At 41.8% G+C, this 18,946-nt stretch carries 14 protein-coding genes and 1 pseudogene; 8 read left to right on the top strand and 7 right to left on the bottom strand.

Translation table 11 applies throughout. The features are described from left to right. Positions 1–46 precede the first annotated feature (46 nt). Together FXW07_RS17350 and FXW07_RS17345 are read left to right on the top strand one after the other, a co-directional pair. Complete coding sequence (locus FXW07_RS17350) at positions 47–901, top strand: CBS domain-containing protein (RefSeq protein WP_048122782.1); 855 nt, start codon at positions 47–49, stop codon at positions 899–901. 175 nt (positions 902–1,076) lie between these two features. Further along, the gene (locus tag FXW07_RS17345; protein WP_229396733.1) at positions 1,077–1,766 is read left to right on the top strand and encodes a 2,5-diamino-6-(ribosylamino)-4(3H)-pyrimidinone 5'-phosphate reductase; all 690 of its coding nucleotides are present in this window, start codon (positions 1,077–1,079) and stop codon (positions 1,764–1,766) included. Between the two features lie 49 nt (positions 1,767–1,815). Here the strand turns inward: FXW07_RS17345 and FXW07_RS17340 are convergent, their stop codons facing one another. Further along, positions 1,816–2,529 carry a YkgJ family cysteine cluster protein gene (locus FXW07_RS17340; protein WP_229396731.1) on the bottom strand — a complete coding sequence of 238 codons (714 nt, stop codon included), beginning with the start codon at positions 2,527–2,529 and terminating at the stop codon, positions 1,816–1,818. 360 nt (positions 2,530–2,889) lie between these two features. On the opposite strand from FXW07_RS17340, the gene FXW07_RS17335 reads away from it, so the two are divergent. After that, the gene (locus FXW07_RS17335) at positions 2,890–3,063 is read left to right on the top strand and encodes a DUF5350 domain-containing protein (RefSeq protein WP_229396806.1); all 174 of its coding nucleotides are present in this window, start codon (positions 2,890–2,892) and stop codon (positions 3,061–3,063) included. A gap of 181 nt (positions 3,064–3,244) precedes the next feature. Here the strand turns inward: FXW07_RS17335 and crcB (FXW07_RS17330) are convergent, their stop codons facing one another. From crcB (FXW07_RS17330) to FXW07_RS17315, 4 genes are all read right to left on the bottom strand, one after another. Further along, positions 3,245–3,613, bottom strand: a complete 369-nt coding sequence (crcB, locus tag FXW07_RS17330) for a fluoride efflux transporter CrcB (protein ID WP_229396729.1) — start codon at positions 3,611–3,613, stop codon at positions 3,245–3,247. 4 nt (positions 3,614–3,617) lie between these two features. Further along, a complete protein-coding gene (crcB, locus tag FXW07_RS17325) occupies positions 3,618–3,998 on the bottom strand; it encodes a fluoride efflux transporter CrcB (protein ID WP_048157796.1) in 381 nt (126 codons plus the stop codon). 224 nt (positions 3,999–4,222) lie between these two features. Beyond that, positions 4,223–5,416: a gephyrin-like molybdotransferase Glp gene (gene glp, locus FXW07_RS17320; RefSeq protein ID WP_229396727.1), complete on the bottom strand. Its 1,194-nt coding sequence runs from the start codon at positions 5,414–5,416 to the stop codon at positions 4,223–4,225. Positions 5,417–5,436: 20 nt separating this feature from the next. Next, the gene (locus FXW07_RS17315; protein ID WP_048157792.1) at positions 5,437–5,730 is read right to left on the bottom strand and encodes a ubiquitin-like small modifier protein 1; all 294 of its coding nucleotides are present in this window, start codon (positions 5,728–5,730) and stop codon (positions 5,437–5,439) included. Between the two features lie 79 nt (positions 5,731–5,809). Here FXW07_RS17315 and FXW07_RS17310 point away from each other — a divergent pair, with 79 nt between their 5' ends. Beyond that, positions 5,810–7,474 carry a flippase activity-associated protein Agl23 gene (locus FXW07_RS17310; RefSeq protein ID WP_229396725.1) on the top strand — a complete coding sequence of 555 codons (1,665 nt, stop codon included), beginning with the start codon at positions 5,810–5,812 and terminating at the stop codon, positions 7,472–7,474. A 5-nt stretch (positions 7,475–7,479) separates the two neighbouring features. Here the strand turns inward: FXW07_RS17310 and FXW07_RS17305 are convergent. Both FXW07_RS17305 and FXW07_RS17300 read right to left on the bottom strand, forming a co-directional pair. Further along, positions 7,480–7,742, bottom strand: a pseudogene (locus FXW07_RS17305) (IS1634 family transposase); the annotation flags it as partial. A gap of 164 nt (positions 7,743–7,906) precedes the next feature. Further along, positions 7,907–8,368 (bottom strand): hypothetical protein, encoded by a 462-nt coding sequence (locus FXW07_RS17300; RefSeq protein WP_229396723.1) that lies wholly within the window; start codon positions 8,366–8,368, stop codon positions 7,907–7,909. Positions 8,369–8,925: 557 nt separating this feature from the next. Between FXW07_RS17300 and FXW07_RS17295 the strand changes: the two genes are divergently transcribed. From FXW07_RS17295 to FXW07_RS17275, 4 genes are all read left to right on the top strand, one after another. Beyond that, positions 8,926–11,793 (top strand): DEAD/DEAH box helicase, encoded by a 2,868-nt coding sequence (locus tag FXW07_RS17295; protein ID WP_229396721.1) that lies wholly within the window; start codon positions 8,926–8,928, stop codon positions 11,791–11,793. A 1,138-nt stretch (positions 11,794–12,931) separates the two neighbouring features. Continuing rightward, positions 12,932–13,219 (top strand): MarR family transcriptional regulator, encoded by a 288-nt coding sequence (locus FXW07_RS17290; protein WP_048122801.1) that lies wholly within the window; start codon positions 12,932–12,934, stop codon positions 13,217–13,219. Between the two features lie 339 nt (positions 13,220–13,558). Next, entirely contained in the window at positions 13,559–14,782 is a 1,224-nt protein-coding gene (locus FXW07_RS19560; protein WP_346655674.1) for an MFS transporter, read from the top strand. Between the two features lie 535 nt (positions 14,783–15,317). Further along, the gene (locus FXW07_RS17275; RefSeq protein WP_346655673.1) at positions 15,318–18,896 is read left to right on the top strand and encodes a PAS domain-containing protein; all 3,579 of its coding nucleotides are present in this window, start codon (positions 15,318–15,320) and stop codon (positions 18,894–18,896) included. The last annotated feature ends 50 nt before the right edge of the window (positions 18,897–18,946 follow it).

Below are 18,946 nucleotides of genomic sequence, written 5' to 3'. Positions count from 1 at the left end.
ATGGGAAAGAAAACCAGGATTCAGAGTATACAAAGGTGTAGATTACATGCCAAAAAACATCTTCATTGAAGATATCATGGTAAGGGATGTAGCAAGCGCAACCCTTCCAGGTTCAAGGGATGAGGTTCTTAAAATTCTTAAGAACAAGCACATATCAGGAGTTCCGGTACTTAAAGACTCCAAAGTTGTGGGAGTTGTAACAAGGACAAACCTTTTACAAAACCCTGAAGAAGAACAACTGGCTCTTCTTATGACACGTGATCCGATAACCATATCCTCCGGATCGGATTTGCAGACTGCAGCACGCTTACTTTTGGAGCACCACATAAGAAGGCTTCCAGTGGTCGATGACGGGAAACTTGTAGGGCTTGTTACCGTGGCAGATATTATAGGCACAATTGCGGACATGAACATCGACATCCCGATAAAGGACTATGTGGAAAAGGAAGTCGTTGCGATCTACAGTGAAACGCCTCTGCCTGTTGCTGCCAGGATTATGGAACTCGCAGGCGTTAAGGCTGTCCCGGTACTTGATTCAAACCTGGAGCTCATAGGAATAATCTCGGATCGTGATGTTATTGCTGCCAGCATAATTGAAGACAGTGTAGAGATGTCAGATATGTCTGCAGGCCAGGACGACGATGCCTGGACCTGGGAATCGATGCGAGACACCATGAGCATCTACTATAGCGTCTCAAGGATTAAGGTTCCCAACCTGAGCGGCAGCGATATAATGATCAGGGAGCCAATCACAGCTACGTATATCACATCCGTCAGCGACTGTGCACGGAAAATGAAACGGAACAGGATTGACCAAGTTCCGATTATCAATTCAAACCGGAAACTTCAGGGACTTTTGAGAGACCATGATCTCCTGAAGCCTCTGATAGAAATAGAATAAGTTAAGATTAAATCTCGCTTCTAAGACCCGTTAAACGTTTTTAACGTGAAACGAAGAATAATAAAGCTATTTAAGAAAAAATAAGGCTATTAATGCCTATTCAAAATTTATTCCAGTAAAGAGGCTTTCTCCCCAGAAACGCCTCCGAAAATTACTTTTTTCAGGAGCCAGAAAAATGGACAGACCTTTTGTTTTTATTAATTCTGCTATGTCAGCCGACGGCAAACTTTCAACAAAGGAAAGGAAACAGGTCCGAATCTCCGGAAAACTTGATTTTGAAAGGGTTGACGAACTCCGAGCCCGGGCAGACGCAGTTATGGTAGGTATAGGAACTGTCCTTTCGGACGATCCAAGCTTAACCGTAAAGTCTCCAGAGAGAAGGGCAGCCAGGAAAGCCGCCGGAAAAAACGAGAATCCAGTAAGGATCATTGTGGACAGTTCAGCAAGAACTCCGCTTGATTCCGATATTTTCAAAAAAGGAGATGGACTCCGGATAATTGCCGTTTCAACTTCTGCACCTGAAGAAAAGATAGAAAAACTGGAAGAAAAAGCTCTCGTCATTAAAACAGGGACCTTTAAAGTTGACCTTATCGAGCTTGCAGCAAAATTAAAGGAAATGGGAATTAACACCCTCATGGTTGAGGGAGGTGCAACCCTGAACTGGGGTATGCTCTCTGCCGGTCTTGTTGATGAAGTCTATACTTTCGTTGGAAACCTTATAATCGGAGGAAAAACAGCCCCGACTTTTACGGACGGGGAAGGATTTTCAGAAGCCGAACTCCTGGAGCTTGAATTGTCTTCTGCTGAAACAATTGAAGAAGGGATACTTCTTAGGTGGAAGGTCAACGACAAAAAGGCAAGGTAAAATAAAATAAAATTGCCAATATATACCGCATTGTTAACTGGTACCGAGCTTAAGTACCGGGCTTAAGGTTACATTTTTCAAACTCGCCATTATAATATACAAAGACTTCAATTTCGCACTTGCCTTTAAGAAATTCCCGTATTTTTCGGTCATATATACTCTGAACATGTTTCAGACCATTTTTTTGGAAGTGAGCTTTCACAGCTTCAAAAAACCCGATCATCTGTTTCAGGTAAGCCTCTTCATAAGCCCTTGTCTCCCTCGCAATTGCTTTGCATTCGGAATTTTCCAGTTCTGAATAATAGCTCCCATGCTCGTTTAAGCCGCTTATCTGGCGCCAGTCCACATTGCCAGAGCCGTCAGCTTCCCGATGAAGCATGTATGGATAGACTCTGCAGATTGAAGGACGCCTGTCATAAATTTTGCATCGCTTATTCTCAAGGAAGATGCAAGAGCCATCAGGTTTTGTTTTCAAGGCATAGCCTGAGACATAAAACCTGCCCTTCTGGTCACAAAACTCAGGATATGGAGCAGGAGTAACTGAATCCGGATTTATCTGCCTTATAACGGCCAGGTCTGCATCGAGCAGGAAAACATGATCATTAAACTCTTTTGTGCAGCAACGTGCACAAAGTTCACATCTGAACCCCAGCTCTTTAATAATGCCTACAAATTCAGGGTCAGGAAATTTCGTTACGCCTGCAAGTTCTTCCCTTGCATCTGCAAGCCTTGTTTCAATGTTATTTTTTTTTACGTTAATCACCTTTTTAAGAAAAGAATAGTGCAAGTCTACCTTGTTTTAATTCCATGTCCGTAACATTTAATTACTAGCATTTCTTTTTAACATAAACTCAAGGCTTGATGACATTTATAATTTCGCACTTTCAGGCTTCAAGGAATATTAGATATTTTTCAATAATCATTGAGAATTATCGATTTAACACTTAACGCTATAGAACCAGGGAACACCTGTTTAAATACCTGTTTATTGAGACTCTGCCGAGGAGAAGAAATAATCCGCGGCAACCGGCAGTGTCCAGCAATAAGCGAATACCTGGATATTACGTGATAAATTACAAATAAATTCAGAGAAAATTAAGATTAAACTTAAAGAGGAATGATAATGGGCAAAACCGGCAGCATTGATTGGGTAAAAGTAAAAGGCAGAAAAGGCAAAGTAATTAAGGTCCAGAAGTCACAGGCTCAAAAAGCACACCCAGGACCTGCACAGCGCTTCAGTTCTTCAGGTCATAAGAGGCGCTTCATCAGAAGATCTGCAAAGGCTCTTGTAAAGTAATTTTAAGGGCTTTTAAATTTACTTTTTTGAATTTACTTTTTAACTTAACTTTTTTAACTTAACTTTTTGGCTTTTATTTTTAAGCCGTAAAATATATTTTCTTCATGGAATAATAGTTTCTAGAATTCCAGAATAATACATTCCATAGAAAATTTTTCTACTCATCTTTCGATATTAAAACTCACAACCCCTGGGCCAGGTATGCAATGCTTACTCCTGCGAGGCAGAGTGCAACGTTAAGAAAGATGTTCAGGAAAAAGGAGAAATTTTGCCCTTCTTCAAGCAATTTGAAAGTTTCATATGCGAAGGTAGAAAATGTGGTAAAGGAACCTAAAATTCCTATATTTACGAGATAGACCATAGATTGGGGTTCAGAAGAAAAAGTGAGAAAAGCAAGTACAATGGTCCCTAAGAGGTTCACGGTAAGCGTGCCTGCAGGGATATTCCTAATCCTGGGAACCTGGCTTGAAACCATATATCTAAGGCATGCCCCAATGAAACCACCTGCACCTATCAAAAAGAGTTTTTCCATGCCTGGAAGGGAGAACATCTCTTCATACCTCTCTACCTGAAAGGGCTTTTATTGTACTCCTGCCCATGAACACGCCGACCAGGGCAAGAATCAGGTTAACACTGATATTTTCCAGAGCAGGGAAAAAGGGCATGGTAAAAGACTGGACTGCAAACGTCGAAAATGTTGTGAATGCTCCCATAAATCCGGTCCCGAAAGCAAGCTTTCCTTTTGGACCTATAAACCCAATATACTCAGTGTCGTACATTATCAGGCCGAGCATAAAGCTTCCGAGTACGTTTACCGAAAGGATACCTAAATGCGATTCCATGAGCTCACAGAGTGAAAAACGGCATATTGCTCCAAGGAACCCGCCAGCGCCTATGAGAAAAATCTTATCCAGGTCTTTATGCATGGAAGACATTGTTTTTCACTCAGTGAATCACTTAAAAGTTTAGATTTTAGATTTGAACGTTTTAGCTCCGAACGTTTTAGCTCTGAGCGTTTTAGCTATGGTTTTCTTCGTTTGATTAGCCCTTGAAGTATAAAACTTTATCTCAGAAGGAGGGAAAATTCCTTCCGGGCTTCAATGGAGAAAAACAGAGTAAAGAAGGGAAAAAAGGATGTTTTTGAGAGAACACAGAAATATCATTCAATTAAGAAGACATCAACCTCTTCTCCTTCATCATACCCTTCAATGTTTTCTGGCACCAACACATACCCATCAGCCTTAGCAACGGAACTCAGTACCCCGGCTCCAGCTCCGGTAAGAGGGCGCACTTTATCTCCTTCAAATACAACGCGGATGAAATTAACATATCCTATTTTCGAACTGACTTTTGCAGCCAGGCGCCTTTTAAGAATAAGCTCGGGAATCTCCGGAATTGCTGCCAGTTTTCTAATCCCAGGACGGACAAAGAGATAGAGGGCAACGAGCCCGGCAACCGGATAACCTGGCAGGCAAACGACAGGAACGTTATTTATAACCCCAATGGCTGCAGGTTTACCGGGGCTGACTCCTATGCCGTGAACGAGCAGTTCTCCAAGAGCTGCCACAACCTCAGGGCCATGATCTCTTTTTCCTACTGACGTTCCGCCAGAAAGAAGAATCATATCGGTATCCATGTTTGCTTCTATAGCCATTTTTATACTTTCCGGGTTATCAGGCACTATATCGAGATATCGGGGAATTCCACCCCATTTATTCACATAAAGAGCCGACATCAGCCCATTAGTCTCAAGCACCATACCCGGAAGAGGCACATCCCTGCCTTTCTGACGGCTTACAAGCTCATCCCCTGTTGGAATAACTGCAACAACAGGCTTTTTGAAAACCTTTGCCCTGTCAAGTCCAAGCAACGCAAGCACAGCAGCATCACAAGGACGAAGAAGATGCCCTTCCTCAAAAACAACATCTCCTTTTTTTATGTCCTCTCCAACCTGTCCCACATTACGAGTCGGGTAGACCTGAGCTCTGATCTCAACAAGGTTTCCTACGGCAATGGTATCTTCAACCATTACGACAGCATCAGCTCCTTCAGGCACTGAAGCCCCAGTATGGACCCAGGTTAAACATCCTTCCTCTACCCGGTCAGAAAGCTGCAGCATTACCGGATTTGTAGGGGAAGCTCCCATAGTGTCGGAAGCCCTTACCGCGTATCCATCCATAGCTGCACGCCGATAGTGAGGGACATTCCTTTCCGAGATAACGTCCTCTGCCAGTACCCTGCCTGTGCAGGTTTCGAGTGAGATTTCTTCTGTTTTCATTAGAGGAGAAATATGCTCAAGAAAAAGTCTCAAAGCTTCATCAACCGAGGTTCGTTCTTTGAATATCCTGCCCATGATCGTCCTTCCTGAAAAAATCAGCCCCCCGAAACCGGAGGCAGGACGGCAAGCTCATCGGCATCCGAAAGAAGAGTATCAAGCCCATCGAGATGCCGGGCATTGTTTCCATTTATAAGGACATTAATTGAACCGCACATAACCGGAGCTTCGCTTTCTCCTTCGGGCTCCTCAAAAATAATGTTCTTCAGCTCGGGATATTTTTCAGTGAGGGATAAAAGGACATCAATAACCTTTTCTCCCGATAGCTGCAGTTCCGATGTACCTGCTTTTTCACGCAAATTTGCAAATAACTTGACTTTAACCTCAGCCATGAGAGAGACTATTTCATCCTATCCCTTAAATATATCTATGCCCATAAAGAAGCAGCTATGCTGAAGGGTTGGGGGAATTATGCAGCGAGGTCGGGATTACAATACTAAAAACTCGCCAGAACTTTCTGAAAAAAAATATAAAATACTCGGATTTCTGATCATCTTTTTTGCTCTGTCAATAAGACTGTTTGACCTGGGAGAGCGAGTTTTCCATCACGATGAAAGCGTACATGCCAGTTTTACCCTTAGACTTCTTGAAACCGGACAATATAGATATAATCCGGCTTATCACGGCCCTTTTCTTTTTCATTCTACTGCTGTTGTCTTTCACTTTCTGGGAATAAACGACACAACAGCACGCTTGATCCCTGTCTTCTTCGGAGTAGCGGCAATTCTTCTGCTCTTTTTACTCAAGAAGGAACTTGGAGAAAGAGGTGTACTCTGGTCGGCTTTCTTGCTCTCTTTTTCTCCAAGTATGGTGTACTTTTCAAGGTTCTTCAGGAATGACCCAATCATTGTTTTCTGCACACTGGCAACCGTTATAGGGGAAATTCGATACCTTGAGAACCGTCACAACCCAAATAGATACCCTTATCTTATCCTTACAGCCTCTTCTCTTGCAATCGCTGTATCTTCAAAAGAGAATGCCTATCTTATTATTCTCATGTTCGGAGCCTATGCAGGGATTTATTCTTTGTACAGGTTTTATTCCGACTGGAAAAAAGAAAAACTGAGCCTTAAAAAAACTCTTGTTCTCAAGATTTCAGCTATTTTTCCGTTTATACCGGAAGTTCTGCTTTCAGGCACTCTTTTTATTTTTATAGTAATGTTATTCTACACAAGCCTTTTCAGAACCCCGGAAACCCTCTTTTCAATTGTGGAAAGGGCTTTTTCTCACTGGATGGAGATGCACAGAATTGAACGCATAGGAGGCCCTTTTTACTTTTATATTCCTATCCTTCTTGTATACGAAAGCCCAATTCTGATTTTTGGGACTGCAGGTATTGTTCATTTCCTTAAAAAGAAAGGAGAAAATACCTCCTTTTTCATGTTTCTTTCCTACTGGGCAGTTGCTAGTTTGCTGCTCTATTCCTATCTTCAGGAAAAAGTCCCCTGGCTTGTTGTGCACATTGTCCTACCCTTCGGGATTCTGGCAGGAGCCTATCTGGGAGATTTTTTTTCCAGGGCACCTGGCCAAAGACAGAAGAATTTACTCGAAACAGAAAACATGAATTTATCCGGAACAGAAAACATGAATTCCGGAACAGACAAAAGCCCCACTTCCGAGACAAAACGTTCCAGAGCCCATATCTTTGTTGCGGGGATTCTGGCACTTACACTAATAATATCCCTGGCCCAGTGTATTTCGGTAAATTTTTACAGGAGTATGGAACCTGATGAGCTAATGACGTATTCACAGGCATCTCCGGACATCCGGCAACTTATGGAGAAAATTGAAGAATTTAATATTGGGCCTGAAACTCTAAGGATATCAGTTGTGGATCCCGAAAACCTTTACTGGCCCCTGCCCTGGTACCTCAGGGACTATGAGAAAGCAGCATATTATACAGAACCTCCGGCTAAGGCAAAATACGATGCAATAATCGTGCCTGCAAAATATCGGATGTATGAGGTAATTCCGGAAGAAAAATATGCCTCATATAATTTCTCCTTACGCCCTGGAAAGGAGTTTACTCTTTATTATAATAAAGAACTGGAAAATACAGAAGAAAAAAGAACATGAAATTATGCATCTTCTTCACAGAAAAAGTCATTTCCTGCCAGCTTTTTAAGCGACTTTTCTGCTTTTTCAAGCTCTTTTTCAAGCTTCCTTCTGAGAGTTATCTCTTTTTTTCTTTCATTTTATGAGAGAGTAACAAAACCCACTTTTGTTTAACTCCACCATATTCCACAAAGGTTTGATAAAATGAGTACCTTTCGTTGCTTTTCAACGTTTTCAGGTTTAGATTTGCAGTTAGCAGTTCCTTTGCCTCACTAATTGTTGCAGGAACACATCGCTATAAACGCTGACATTTATAGTGTCAGAGTGTAAGGAATGATAAAATATAACTTCAAATTTTCAGTCTGGGAATTGATCTATAGTTCCATTTCCCTAAATAATCATTTTTGGCAACGGAAACCTTTGATATTATATTTGACTCATTCCTTATTTAATTCATGGAAGAACAGTGGTCAGGTCCAATGGACTACTGGCTATCATATCTATGTCAATGTATAGTACTAGGTCTGTCAAATCCTCTGAAACCGGCTGGGTCCTGGTGATATTGTTATCTAATGTAACTACAACTTGTCCCCCTGTTACCGGTGTAACTGGAAATTGATCTTCTATGGGTTCTCCAGGAACTGAGGTATATGATTCGCTAAATACAGAATTGTTTTTTGAGTTAAGAAGTTCTACAGTAACTTCATGGTTTGCGTTACCCCAATTATTTATGAAGAAAGAATTCGGACTAGCGCTTTCACTATTGTTTTCTTCTTCACTGTTGTTTTTGTTCTCACTGTTGTTTTCTTCTTTGTTAGTTGGAGAGTTCTGCTGCATAAAAGGGTTTAGAATAATAATTCCTACTAACAAAAGGCATATGCCTGCAACTATTATTAAAGATTTTTTTCCTGACATTTGATTCCTTAATTAAGTTTATAAATATATGTTTGTATTCAAACCTTTATATAGATTACGTACCTTGAAAATAAATTGTGTGATTTCGACCTTCAGTTCTTCATAGCTTTAATTCCATATATTTAATTTTTCAATTTTAATACAGGTTAATTATAATTAGATACTGGTTAATTTATATTATTTTATACAGGTTAATTATAATTAGATACTGGCTAATTTATATTATATTAGGACAAATTAATTATAATTAGGTACTGGTTAATTGATGTTATTTTAATGCAGGTTAATTGATGTTATTTTAATGCAGGTTAATTGATGTTATTTTAATACAGGTTAATTGATGTTATTTTAATACAGGTTAATTGATGTTATTTTAATACAGGTTAATTTATATATTTGGTTCTTCGTCATTCCCTGTGGATAAGACAATTTTCAATTCGAGACCGCATTTTTCTATTTTTTTACTCACTTTATTTATGCACTTGCAGAGAAACATTTATACTGGTGCCAACTAACACAATAATTGAACAATTTAACCAAAAACTGATTACAAAAACATGACATTTCATAACATCTTTAACACTTTTCATCCAAAGATTCAGGAAGCCATCAAAACTCTTGGCTTTACAAAACCCACAGAACCTCAGGAAAGGTCATTTCCTCACATAATGGATGGAAAGCATACTCTTTTGATAGCTCCTACGGGTTCAGGCAAGACCGAATCAGCCGTGCTGCCTGTTTTTGACAGTATCCTGAAAAAGAAACCTGAAGCCAGAAAGGGAATTTCAGCCCTTTACATAACTCCATTGAGGGCACTTAACAGGGATATGCTTTCTCGTATTGAAATCCTCGGGCAGTTGCTCGACATCAAAGTCCAGGTTAGGCATGGTGATACTCCACAAAGTGAAAGGCAGCGCCAGTCGAAAAATCCCCCTGATGTACTGATCACTACTCCTGAGACCTTGCAGGCAATGTTTACCGGCTCCCGCCTGCGCCAGAACCTTGAAACCGTAACTCATGTTGTGATAGACGAAATCCATGAACTTGCAGGTTCAAAACGTGGAACTCAACTGGCTGTTGGGCTTGAAAGGCTTGTGGAAATTTCAGGAGAGTTCCAGAGAATCGGGCTTTCTGCAACAGTCGGGAACCCCTGGGAAATTGCAAAGTTCCTGGCAGGTAATGGAAGGGATTTTACTGTAATTGAGGTAGCCCTGTTGAAACTGCTTGAGTTTGATGTGGTCAACCCTCAGGTTTCAGAAAAAGGAAAGATAAGGGAAAAAGAAGTCCTGGAAATTGCAAAAACCGTTGGTTGCGAGCCCGAATTTGCATCTCATCTGCTCTGCATCCGGAAAATTGTCGAAGATAGTCAGTCCACTCTTATTTTTGTAAATACGAGGCAGAGTGCCGAAGCTTTAGCTGCCGGTTTTCGGAAACTCGGGACATCCATAGGTGTACATCACGGCTCGCTTTCTTTTGAAGCCCGTGTGGAAGCTGAGGAGGCGTTCAAATCAGGAGCCCTTAAAGGCCTTATCTGCACCTCGTCAATGGAGCTTGGAATCGATATAGGAAATGTCGACCGAGTAGTTCAGTACGGGTCTCCGCGCCAGGTTTCAAGGCTGCTCCAGAGAGTCGGAAGAGCCGGGCATAAGCTGCATTCGATTTCCTGGGGCACTATAATTTCTATGGAAGTTGACGATACTGCAGAAAGTATGGTAATTACAAAAGCTGCACTGGAAGGCAGGGTGGAAGAAGTTTCTCCGCATATAAAATCCCTGGACGTCGTGGCAAATCAGATCGCGGGCATGGTTATGGATTTTGGGGAGATTGAAATTGAGAAAATTCTCAAGATTCTTCAACGGACTTACCCATTCCGGGATCTGCGGCTTGAGGAACTGCAAAGAGTTGTGGACCAGATAGGGGATTACAAACTGGTCTGGCGTGAAAAAGGTTCAAATATCGTCAAAAGACGCAGGAAAAGCCGGGAATACTATTACGAGAACCTTTCCATGATCCCGGACGAGAAAAAGTACGAGATCTATGATATTGTAAGCGGAAAATCAGTCGGCGTGCTGGACGAAGCCTTTGTCGTAAATTTTGCAGAACAAGGTGCCGTTTTCATAACAAAAGGCTATATGTGGCGTGTCGTTGAGATGCCTGACCGCGAACAGGGAAAGGACAGGATCAAAGTCGAACCTGTAGAAGGCACAGGAGAGGTTCCGAGCTGGACCGGTGAAGAAATCCCTGTGCCTTTTGAAGTAGCCCAGGATGTAGGAAAGCTAAGGGCGGAAATTGCGGCTTTTATTCGGGCAGAACTTGATGATGAATCAATTGCCGAAAAACTCCAGGCAAAATATCCCGTAGCAAGGAATGCTGTGCTTGAACTGGTCCGCCTTGTGCGTGAACACGTAGAAGGAGGATTCCCCCTTCCTGATGCGGATACGATTGTGATTGAAGACGAAGGAGATGCTGTAACCCTGAACGCCTGTTTTGGCCATAATACAAATGGTACCCTTGCCAGGGTTCTGACCTCGCTTCTTTCAGCCCGCTTCGGAAGCAGTGTAGCCCAGGAGGTGGACCCTTACAGGATAAAGCTGACCCTTCCAAGGCGTGTAGGCTCTTTCCAGATCCGGGAAATGCTGCTTTCCCTCCGCCCTGAACACGTTGAGCCGATCATAGAAATGACCCTGAAAAACACAATGCTGATGAAATGGAAAATGGTCCACGTTGCCCGAAAATTCGGAGCCCTATCCAGAGACGTTGATTACGACCGGATAAGCATGAAAAAGCTGCTGGAAATATACCAGGGTTCCTCAATGTATGACGAAGTCATCCGGGAAATCTTCCACGACCTGCTTGACGTCCAGAGGACAAAAGAAGTCCTTAAAAGACTTGCAGCCGGCGAAATTTCAGTTGAAGTGTCCTTGCCAACTCCGATCGGTTCATCCGGTTTTGCCATGAAAAAAGACCTAGTCGCACCGGAGAAAGCCGACCGATCAATAGTGCTTGCCCTTAAGGAACGCATTATGAACGACAGAATTATTTTATTCTGTACTAACTGCAAGAAATGGACTTCCCGCCGGCAGGTCAAGAACGTCCCTGAAGAAATCATCTGCCCGGTCTGCGAGTCCAGGATGATTGCAGCCCTCAAACCCTGGGAAGAAGAGGAAATTAACCTTGTCAAAAAACAGGCAAAAAAAGTCAAAGTATCTCCCGAAGAAAAAAAACGGATACAGAGAGTTTACAGAAACGCAAGCATAGTACGCTCGCAGGGGAAAAAGGCGGTTATTGCGCTTGCGAGCAGGGGAGTTGGGCCTGATACGGCGTCAAAGGTTATTGAAAAGATGAGGGTGGACGAAGAAGCGTTTTACAGGGATATTCTGGTTGCAGAGAGAAATTATGTGAAGACGAAGAAGTTTTGGGAATGAAAAACAGGATATAATGTATACTGGTGCACTATTGAAAGTAAGAATATGAGTACTGAAATAAATGCATGATAAATAGCAGTAGATAATAGCACTTATATAACGATCCCTAAATATTATACAGCAAAGACATCTGGCCCAATCAATTTAGAATGTATACCATTATTCGCCCTCCGTCTACAATACTCAGATGTCTTTATTCCCCAATTCAATTTTTTTTTGTTTATTTATGATTTGAATCAGTTGGCTACTCTAAAAACAAGATGATTGCAGCCTCAAACCATGGGAAGAAGGGGAAATCAACCTTGCCAAGAAACAGGCAAAAAAGATCAAGGTTTCCCCTAAAGAAAAAAAACGGATACAGAAAGTTTACAGAAAGTTTACAGAAAGTTTACAGAAAGTTTACAGAAAGTTTACAGAAAGTTTACAGAAAGTTTACAGAAACGCAAGAATATTACGCTCGCAGGGGAAAAGGCGATTATTTCTCTTGCAAACCGGGGAATTGTGCCTTATACGGCGTCACAGATGATTGAAAAGATGAGGGTGGATGAAGAGCATTTTACAGGGATATTTTGGAAAGGATTTACAGAGAATGAAAAAGGTATTTTTATATATTGAAGGAGAAGGATAAATTACTTATCCGGACATGGAAACCATTTTAAATGATCTATATAATATAAATAAAGCTATTAAGACTTTGGAGACATCTAAGAGGCATCTGTCTGAGCAGTTGGCTATCAGAAAACAGTAATGGAAAATAATATGGAGATATTCAGGTCTTAGCCTGCTTGTCTATTATCTTACTTTTCTATTAGATATAACGGTTACAACACTTATCTGATAGGTTCTAAGTTAAAACTGCGATTTATTTAAAGGGATCTGAAAAAAGACATCTCTTTTTCAGCCTGGATTGCATAATTTCATCTTGGATTTAACGTAAAAGATAGAAAAAATATATGTCTTTTCTGGAGTTTCCATTATTGTTTGTATATGTATAATGACTGTTTTTAATTGTTTTCATTTATACTCTTAAATATCAGTCAATTTATATTAAAGAAAAGAAATAAATATATGGTCGTATCTAATATTAGAAAATAGGAATTATTTAATTAGAGAAAAGCCATCTCTGAGATGAAAAACAATGGATAAATTAGAAAAAATATTCGGGAAAACCGCACAGATGACAGTCCTTAAGAATCTTATTGAACGACAAAACGAACCAACTTATCTTTCAGGAATAGCTGAAGAAACTGGATTGTCACACGCAAGTGTATCAAGGGTTATCACACCTCTGGTTGGATCGGGAGTTGTTACAGAAAAACCCTTCGGAAAGCAAACTCGAATTTTCCAGTTAAACATGGAAAGCGAAGCTGCAAAGTTGATAGTTGATTTTTACAATAAACTTAACCAGATCGAAGTTGAAGCCTGAGCAACAATAGCATGGGATTCATCAACTTCCCCATTATTTTATAAGCGTTTACTTATCAGGTTACTATCGTTTTAATGAAAAACACATAAACTCCACTTTTTGCAGGTGCGACAAGAAGCTATCCTATGAATTGCTTCATAGCGCTACCTTTTCCATTAGAGGTAATCCTGGTGTGACATGCACAAATGGTAACTTTTGTGTGTGAAGCTCACATAACAGCAATGTTAATGGGCTGTTATCCAGAATCACAATATCTGATGTATTTATCATCGGGTTATATGGTGTAACCCGTGACTGAGGGAAATAAATAAAGTACTTGATCGTTTTAAATCGCACTACATGTCGGAAGACGGAAACTACTATTCTAAAAAGGACACATTCCATATTAGAAGTGCCTCTGAGCCAGGCAAAGGGCTTGTTTTTGCGATGGCCTGTGCATGCGGAATCGCAGTGGCGAACATCTACTATAACCAGCCAATGCTTGGGGTTATCACTCGCTCATTCCCAGGCGAATTGGCTCCCAGCCTGATTCCAACTGCTACCCAACTCGGTTACGCACTTGGGTTGCTGCTTCTGGTACCTCTGGGCGATCTGATAGAACGCCGCCGGCTCATCGTATTGCAGTTTCTCGTTTTGGCCTTATCACTGCTTTTTGCCGCTACATCATCTACCGGTTGGGCCCTGCTGGGCACCTCACTTTGCATTGGCTTTACTGCCTCTGTCACGCAGCAGATAATACCGGCTGCCGCATCGCTGGCCTCTGATAACCGCCGAGGTGCAATTATCGGCAGCGTTATGAGCGGATTGCTGAGCGGCATGCTTTTGAGCCGGATTCTCGCCGGTTTTATTGCCACTCACTACGGCTGGAGAGCGATGTTCTGGCTTGGCATTCCTCTGGTTCTGGTTGGTGCGGCATCAATGGCAATGTTATTGCCGCTCAGTCGGCCCACAACTTCTATGCAATATGGTTCGCTGCTTCGTTCACTCCTGCAACTTTGGCGCGAGGAATCCAGTCTACGTCGAGCCACCTTGACACAGGGATTGATCTTCGCCGTGTTCAGCGCCTTCTGGACGATCCTTGCGCTGCATCTCGAACAGCCTCCTTTCCACCTCGGCGCCGATGTTGCAGGACTTTTTGGAATCATTGGGGTGGTTGGAGTGCTTGCTGCTCCCATAGCTGGACGTCTAGCTGACCGCCGGGGACCAGGCCAGGTTGTTTCTACAGGTGCGTTTGCCGCTCTGCTATCCTGGCTGATTCTTGCAGGCTGGAACTCTCTTTCAGGCTTAATCTTCGGAGTTATTCTTCTGGATTTCGGGATGCAAAGCGCCATGGTTGCCAATCAGCAGATAATTTACGGGCTTAAGCCGCAAGCACGCAACCGGGTGAATAGTTTGTTCATGGTAGGGATGTTTATTGGCGGCAGCCTGGGGTCTGGAGGTGCAATGCTGGCCTGGAAGATAGCAGATTGGCAGGGAGTTGCCGGCTCTGCTATTGCTGTAGCACTTACAGCTTTCCTTATAGCTTTCCTGGCGCCGCTTTTGCTTCAACATAAACATTCATAAAAGAGTTTCAGAATTTCAAAATTGTATGGATTATTGATAGTTGCTTGATATTCGGTCGTGGGTTTGAATCATTGAAAACCGAAAGCGCAAGAGTCTCTCAATATATTCATTAAATGCGTGGGATGTACTCGCTTTTTCGGAATTGATCTATAATTAGGGGACACGACCTGATATTCAACAATGGAGTTAATTGAGAATATTTTCCCGCAGGAGCAGAAACAGGAAACAATAAAAACGCACATAAAATTCTCAGTATAAAAATATTAATAAGTAGTTTTATAAGTTTAAAAGTATTATAGTTATGTTATTGAATTATTATATAGCATAAAAAGTAAAGCCAGAATAAAAATACAGATCAGTAAATAGTACTATTGAGTTATTTTAAAGCCAAAAATTACGTTCGTAAATCACTGAAATTTTATTATATATAAAAAGAGATAATTAGCAGTACGATAATTACAAATAATTTGTAAATAATTATTGAAAGTCATATATTTTGTCACTTAAGAAAGGGAGATTTGAGGGGAAAATGAAATTGAAAAATGAGCAGTCTCAAGCAATAGACTCGAATCCTGTGCTCAGTGTGGCAAAGGACGGGGTTATTCTTTACTCCAATAAGGCGGGGGAGCCCTTATTGCGTGATTGGGGCGTGGTAGTCGGGGAAAAATTACCTCTAAACCTCGAAATTTTCGTTCAAAGGGCAATTTCTCGGAGAAGTATTGAAAAAATAGAAGTTGCTATGGGTAAAAAAGTCTACTTTATCGTTTTTCATCCATCTCCTGAACAAGAATGTGTAAACATTTACGGATTTGACATAAGTGACCGTAAAAAGGTTGAGGGAAAACTTCAGGGAAGTAAAACTCAAGAAAAGGCGAACCTGGATCTTGCCAGGATTATTGATACTAAAGCGGTCCAGTCCCTTATGAGTGACTTTTATGCACTTGCTCATGTCCCCATGTGCCTGAACGATTTGGAAGGCAATGTTCTGGTAAGTGTTGGATGGCAGGATATCTGCATGAAATTCCATAGGGTTAGTCCTGAAGCCTGCAAGCATTGTACAGAAAGAGACATACATCTAACTGCGGACGTTGCTCCGAAAGGATATAAGTTGTACAAATGTAAAAACAACATGTGGGACGTTGTAACTCCAGTTATGGTAGAAGGTCAGCACGTTGGCAATATCTTTTCAGGACAGTTCTTTTTTGATGACGAGCCACTGAACTATAAGCTTTTTCGGTCTCAAGCTCGGCAGTGCGGCTTTAATGAAGATGAATATATAAAGGCCCTTGAAACAGTTCCTCGGCTTAGTAAGAAAGCTGTGGATGCGAGCATGGCCTTCTTTATGACATTTGCTAATATGATATCGCAACTAAGCTACAGCAATATCAAGCTTTCTCAGTCACTGGCTGAACGGGATACAGTTGTAAATGCACTGCAAGAGAGCGAGAAACGTGAGCGGGCTCGTTCAGAGGAACTGGCAGTATTATTAGATGCTGTGCCTGTTGCCGTGTATATAGCACATGACCCTCAGGCGCTTCAGATAACTGGTAATGGGCTTTCCTATGAATGGTTACGAATTCCTGCAGGTACAAACTTTTCGAAATCTGCTCCTGAGGGAGAGAAGCCAGAGATATTTAAATTATTCAAGGATGGGGTAGAGATCCCGCCTTCAAAAATGCCGTCGCAGTTAGCGGCTACGGGCATAGAGATAAACAACTGCGAATTAGACATCGTATCTGCTGACGGCCAGATGCGACATGTACTGGGCAATGCCAGACCCCTACGTGACGAGCAGGGAAAATTACGTGGGTCCATTTCTGCGTTTATAGACATCACAGCACGAAAAAGAGCAGAAGAAGCTATCAGGTTGTCAAACGTTTATAACCGGAGTCTGATTGAAGCAAGTCTGGACCCTCTGGTAACTATTGGGCGTGACGGTAAGATTACCGATGTAAACAATGCTACAGAACAGGTTACTGGATATTCCAGAAAGGAGTTGATTGGAACTGATTTTTCAGATTATTTTACCGAACCTGAAAAAGCACGTGCCGGCTATCAGCAGGTATTCATGCAAGGTGAGGTTAGGGATTATACCCTGGAAATCCAACATAAGGACGGACATATAACTCCTGTTTTGTATAATGCTTCAGTTTATAAAGATGAGAATGGCAAGGTTATGGGTGTCTTTGCTGCTGCACGTGATATCACAGAACGCAGGCGAGCAGAGGAGGCACTTCTGGAAAGCGAATCACGTTTGAGGCTGGCCCAGATCTCTGCAGGCGCAGGCATATGGGATTGGAATATGTCTGCCGGCAAGATTGAGTGGTCCGAAGACCTATTCCGCCTCTTTGGTTTAGATCCCAGGAAATCTGATGCTAGCTTTGACTTATGGAGAAGTGTGACCTATCCTGACGACAGGCTGGTTGCGGAAAGACGGATTGAAACAGCAATTAACAACCACACCTCCCTCGCAAACGAATACCGGATCGTGCTCCCATCTGGAGAAGTGCGGTGGATCAACGCCCTTGGCAATACGACCTATGACAGCAATGGGAAGCCTCAGCGTATGTCCGGTATTTGCATTGACATTACCGAGCGCAAACGTGTCGAAGAGGCGCTGCGGGAGAGTGAAGAACGCTTCCGTGCTCTGGTGACTGCCAGTTCAGAAATGGTATATCGCGTGAACCCTGATTGGAGCGAGATGCGATATTTTCATGGTCGAGGTTTTCTTGCCAATACGGAAAGCCCAAGCAACACATGGATTCATGAATATGTTCCTCCGGAAGATCAGCCGCATGTGATGGCAGTCATCAATGAAGCCATACGGACGAAGAGTACTTACGAAATGGAACATAGGGTCCGTCTAGCAGACGGAAACCTGGGATGGATTTTCTCGCGTGCGGTTCCGATACTGGATGCAAATGGCGAAATCGTTGAATGGTTTGGAGCCGCCAATGACATCACGGAGCGCAAAGAAGCAGAAGTTAAGTTAAAAAAAGCACATGAAAATTTAGAAAAAATGGTTGAAGAACGTACTGCAGAACTTGAAAAAGCTTATAACTCCCTGAAAGAAAGTGAAAAAGGTCTTGCTGAAGCTCAAAAAATGTCTCATATCGGGAATTGGGAGTGGGATATGGCAACGGACGAAGCATACTGGTCTGAGGAGATGTATCGTATTTTTGGACGTGCTTCTCAAGAATCCGCACCACCTTATGACGAGTTTTTAAATTACATACATCCAGATGATCGTGACTATGTGGATGGTGCCCTTGCCATTAAGAAAGCTGTAAAAGGGCAAACTAACAGTATTGAATACAGGATTATCCTGGCTAATGGAGAAGAGCGTATAGTCCATATGCAATCTGAAGTTATTTTTGATGAAAAAAACAACCCTGTTAGAGCTAAAGGAATTATTCAGGATATTACAGAACGTAAAGAAGCAGAAAAAGCCTTAGCAAATGTTGAGATTGCCCGTAAAAAGGAGATTCACCATAGGATTAAGAATAATTTGCAGGTAATCTCTTCCCTTCTTGACCTTCAGGCTGATAAGTTTGATAACCCGAGAGTTATAGAGGCTTTCAGAGAAAGCCAGAACCGGGTTATATCTATGGCTCTCATCCACGAAGAACTTTATAAAGGAGAAGGAACCGATACATTAGATTTTTCAACATACATTAGAGAGTTAGCTGAAAATCTTTTCCAGACTTACAGCCTTAAAAGTAAAAATATCCACCTTTCAATGGATCTGGAAGAAAATGTGTTTCTTAATATGGATACTGGTATTCCTTTAGGAATAGTTGTCAATGAGCTCGTTTCCAACTCTCTCAAACATGCATTTCTCGGCAAAGACAGGGGAGAAATCCAAATTAAATTACATAGAGAAAAAAACAGTAAATATAAAAATGAAAAGGAAGCCGATAGGGCTACCAGTTTTATTCTAGTTGTTTCCGACAATGGTGTAGGCATTCCTGAAAATCTTGATATTAAAAATGTTGATAGCCTTGGTATACAACTGATAACTACTCTAGCAGATCAGTTAGATGGGGAGTTTGAATTAAAAAGGAACAATGGTACAGAGTTCACTATGAGATTTACAGTAGTAGATAAAAAATAATCGGCTTAAGTAGGAGATAAAAGATAATCGGCTTAAGTAGGGCTTAAAAT

It is taken from the genome of Methanosarcina sp. DH1 (genome assembly GCF_020804205.1).
GTDB lineage: Archaea > Halobacteriota > Methanosarcinia > Methanosarcinales > Methanosarcinaceae > Methanosarcina > Methanosarcina vacuolata.
Note: the sequence above shows the minus strand (reverse complement) of the source record. Positions and strands in the feature narration are given on the sequence as shown.

What these genes read in the sequence shown, in the direction of transcription:
- FXW07_RS17350 (WP_048122782.1), top strand. Translation starts at nt 47, where the DNA reads ATGCCAAAAAACATCTTCATTGAAGATATCATGGTAAGGGATGTAGCA.
- FXW07_RS17345 (WP_229396733.1), top strand. Translation starts at nt 1,077, where the DNA reads ATGGACAGACCTTTTGTTTTTATTAATTCTGCTATGTCAGCCGACGGC.
- FXW07_RS17335 (WP_229396806.1), top strand. Translation starts at nt 2,890, where the DNA reads ATGGGCAAAACCGGCAGCATTGATTGGGTAAAAGTAAAAGGCAGAAAA.
- crcB (WP_229396729.1), bottom strand. Translation starts at nt 3,613, where the DNA reads ATGTTCTCCCTTCCAGGCATGGAAAAACTCTTTTTGATAGGTGCAGGT.
- crcB (WP_048157796.1), bottom strand. Translation starts at nt 3,998, where the DNA reads ATGTCTTCCATGCATAAAGACCTGGATAAGATTTTTCTCATAGGCGCT.
- glp (WP_229396727.1), bottom strand. Translation starts at nt 5,416, where the DNA reads ATGGGCAGGATATTCAAAGAACGAACCTCGGTTGATGAAGCTTTGAGA.
- FXW07_RS17315 (WP_048157792.1), bottom strand. Translation starts at nt 5,730, where the DNA reads ATGGCTGAGGTTAAAGTCAAGTTATTTGCAAATTTGCGTGAAAAAGCA.
- FXW07_RS17310 (WP_229396725.1), top strand. Translation starts at nt 5,810, where the DNA reads ATGCAGCGAGGTCGGGATTACAATACTAAAAACTCGCCAGAACTTTCT.
- FXW07_RS17300 (WP_229396723.1), bottom strand. Translation starts at nt 8,368, where the DNA reads ATGTCAGGAAAAAAATCTTTAATAATAGTTGCAGGCATATGCCTTTTG.
- FXW07_RS17295 (WP_229396721.1), top strand. Translation starts at nt 8,926, where the DNA reads ATGACATTTCATAACATCTTTAACACTTTTCATCCAAAGATTCAGGAA.
- FXW07_RS17290 (WP_048122801.1), top strand. Translation starts at nt 12,932, where the DNA reads ATGGATAAATTAGAAAAAATATTCGGGAAAACCGCACAGATGACAGTC.
- FXW07_RS19560 (WP_346655674.1), top strand. Translation starts at nt 13,559, where the DNA reads ATGTCGGAAGACGGAAACTACTATTCTAAAAAGGACACATTCCATATT.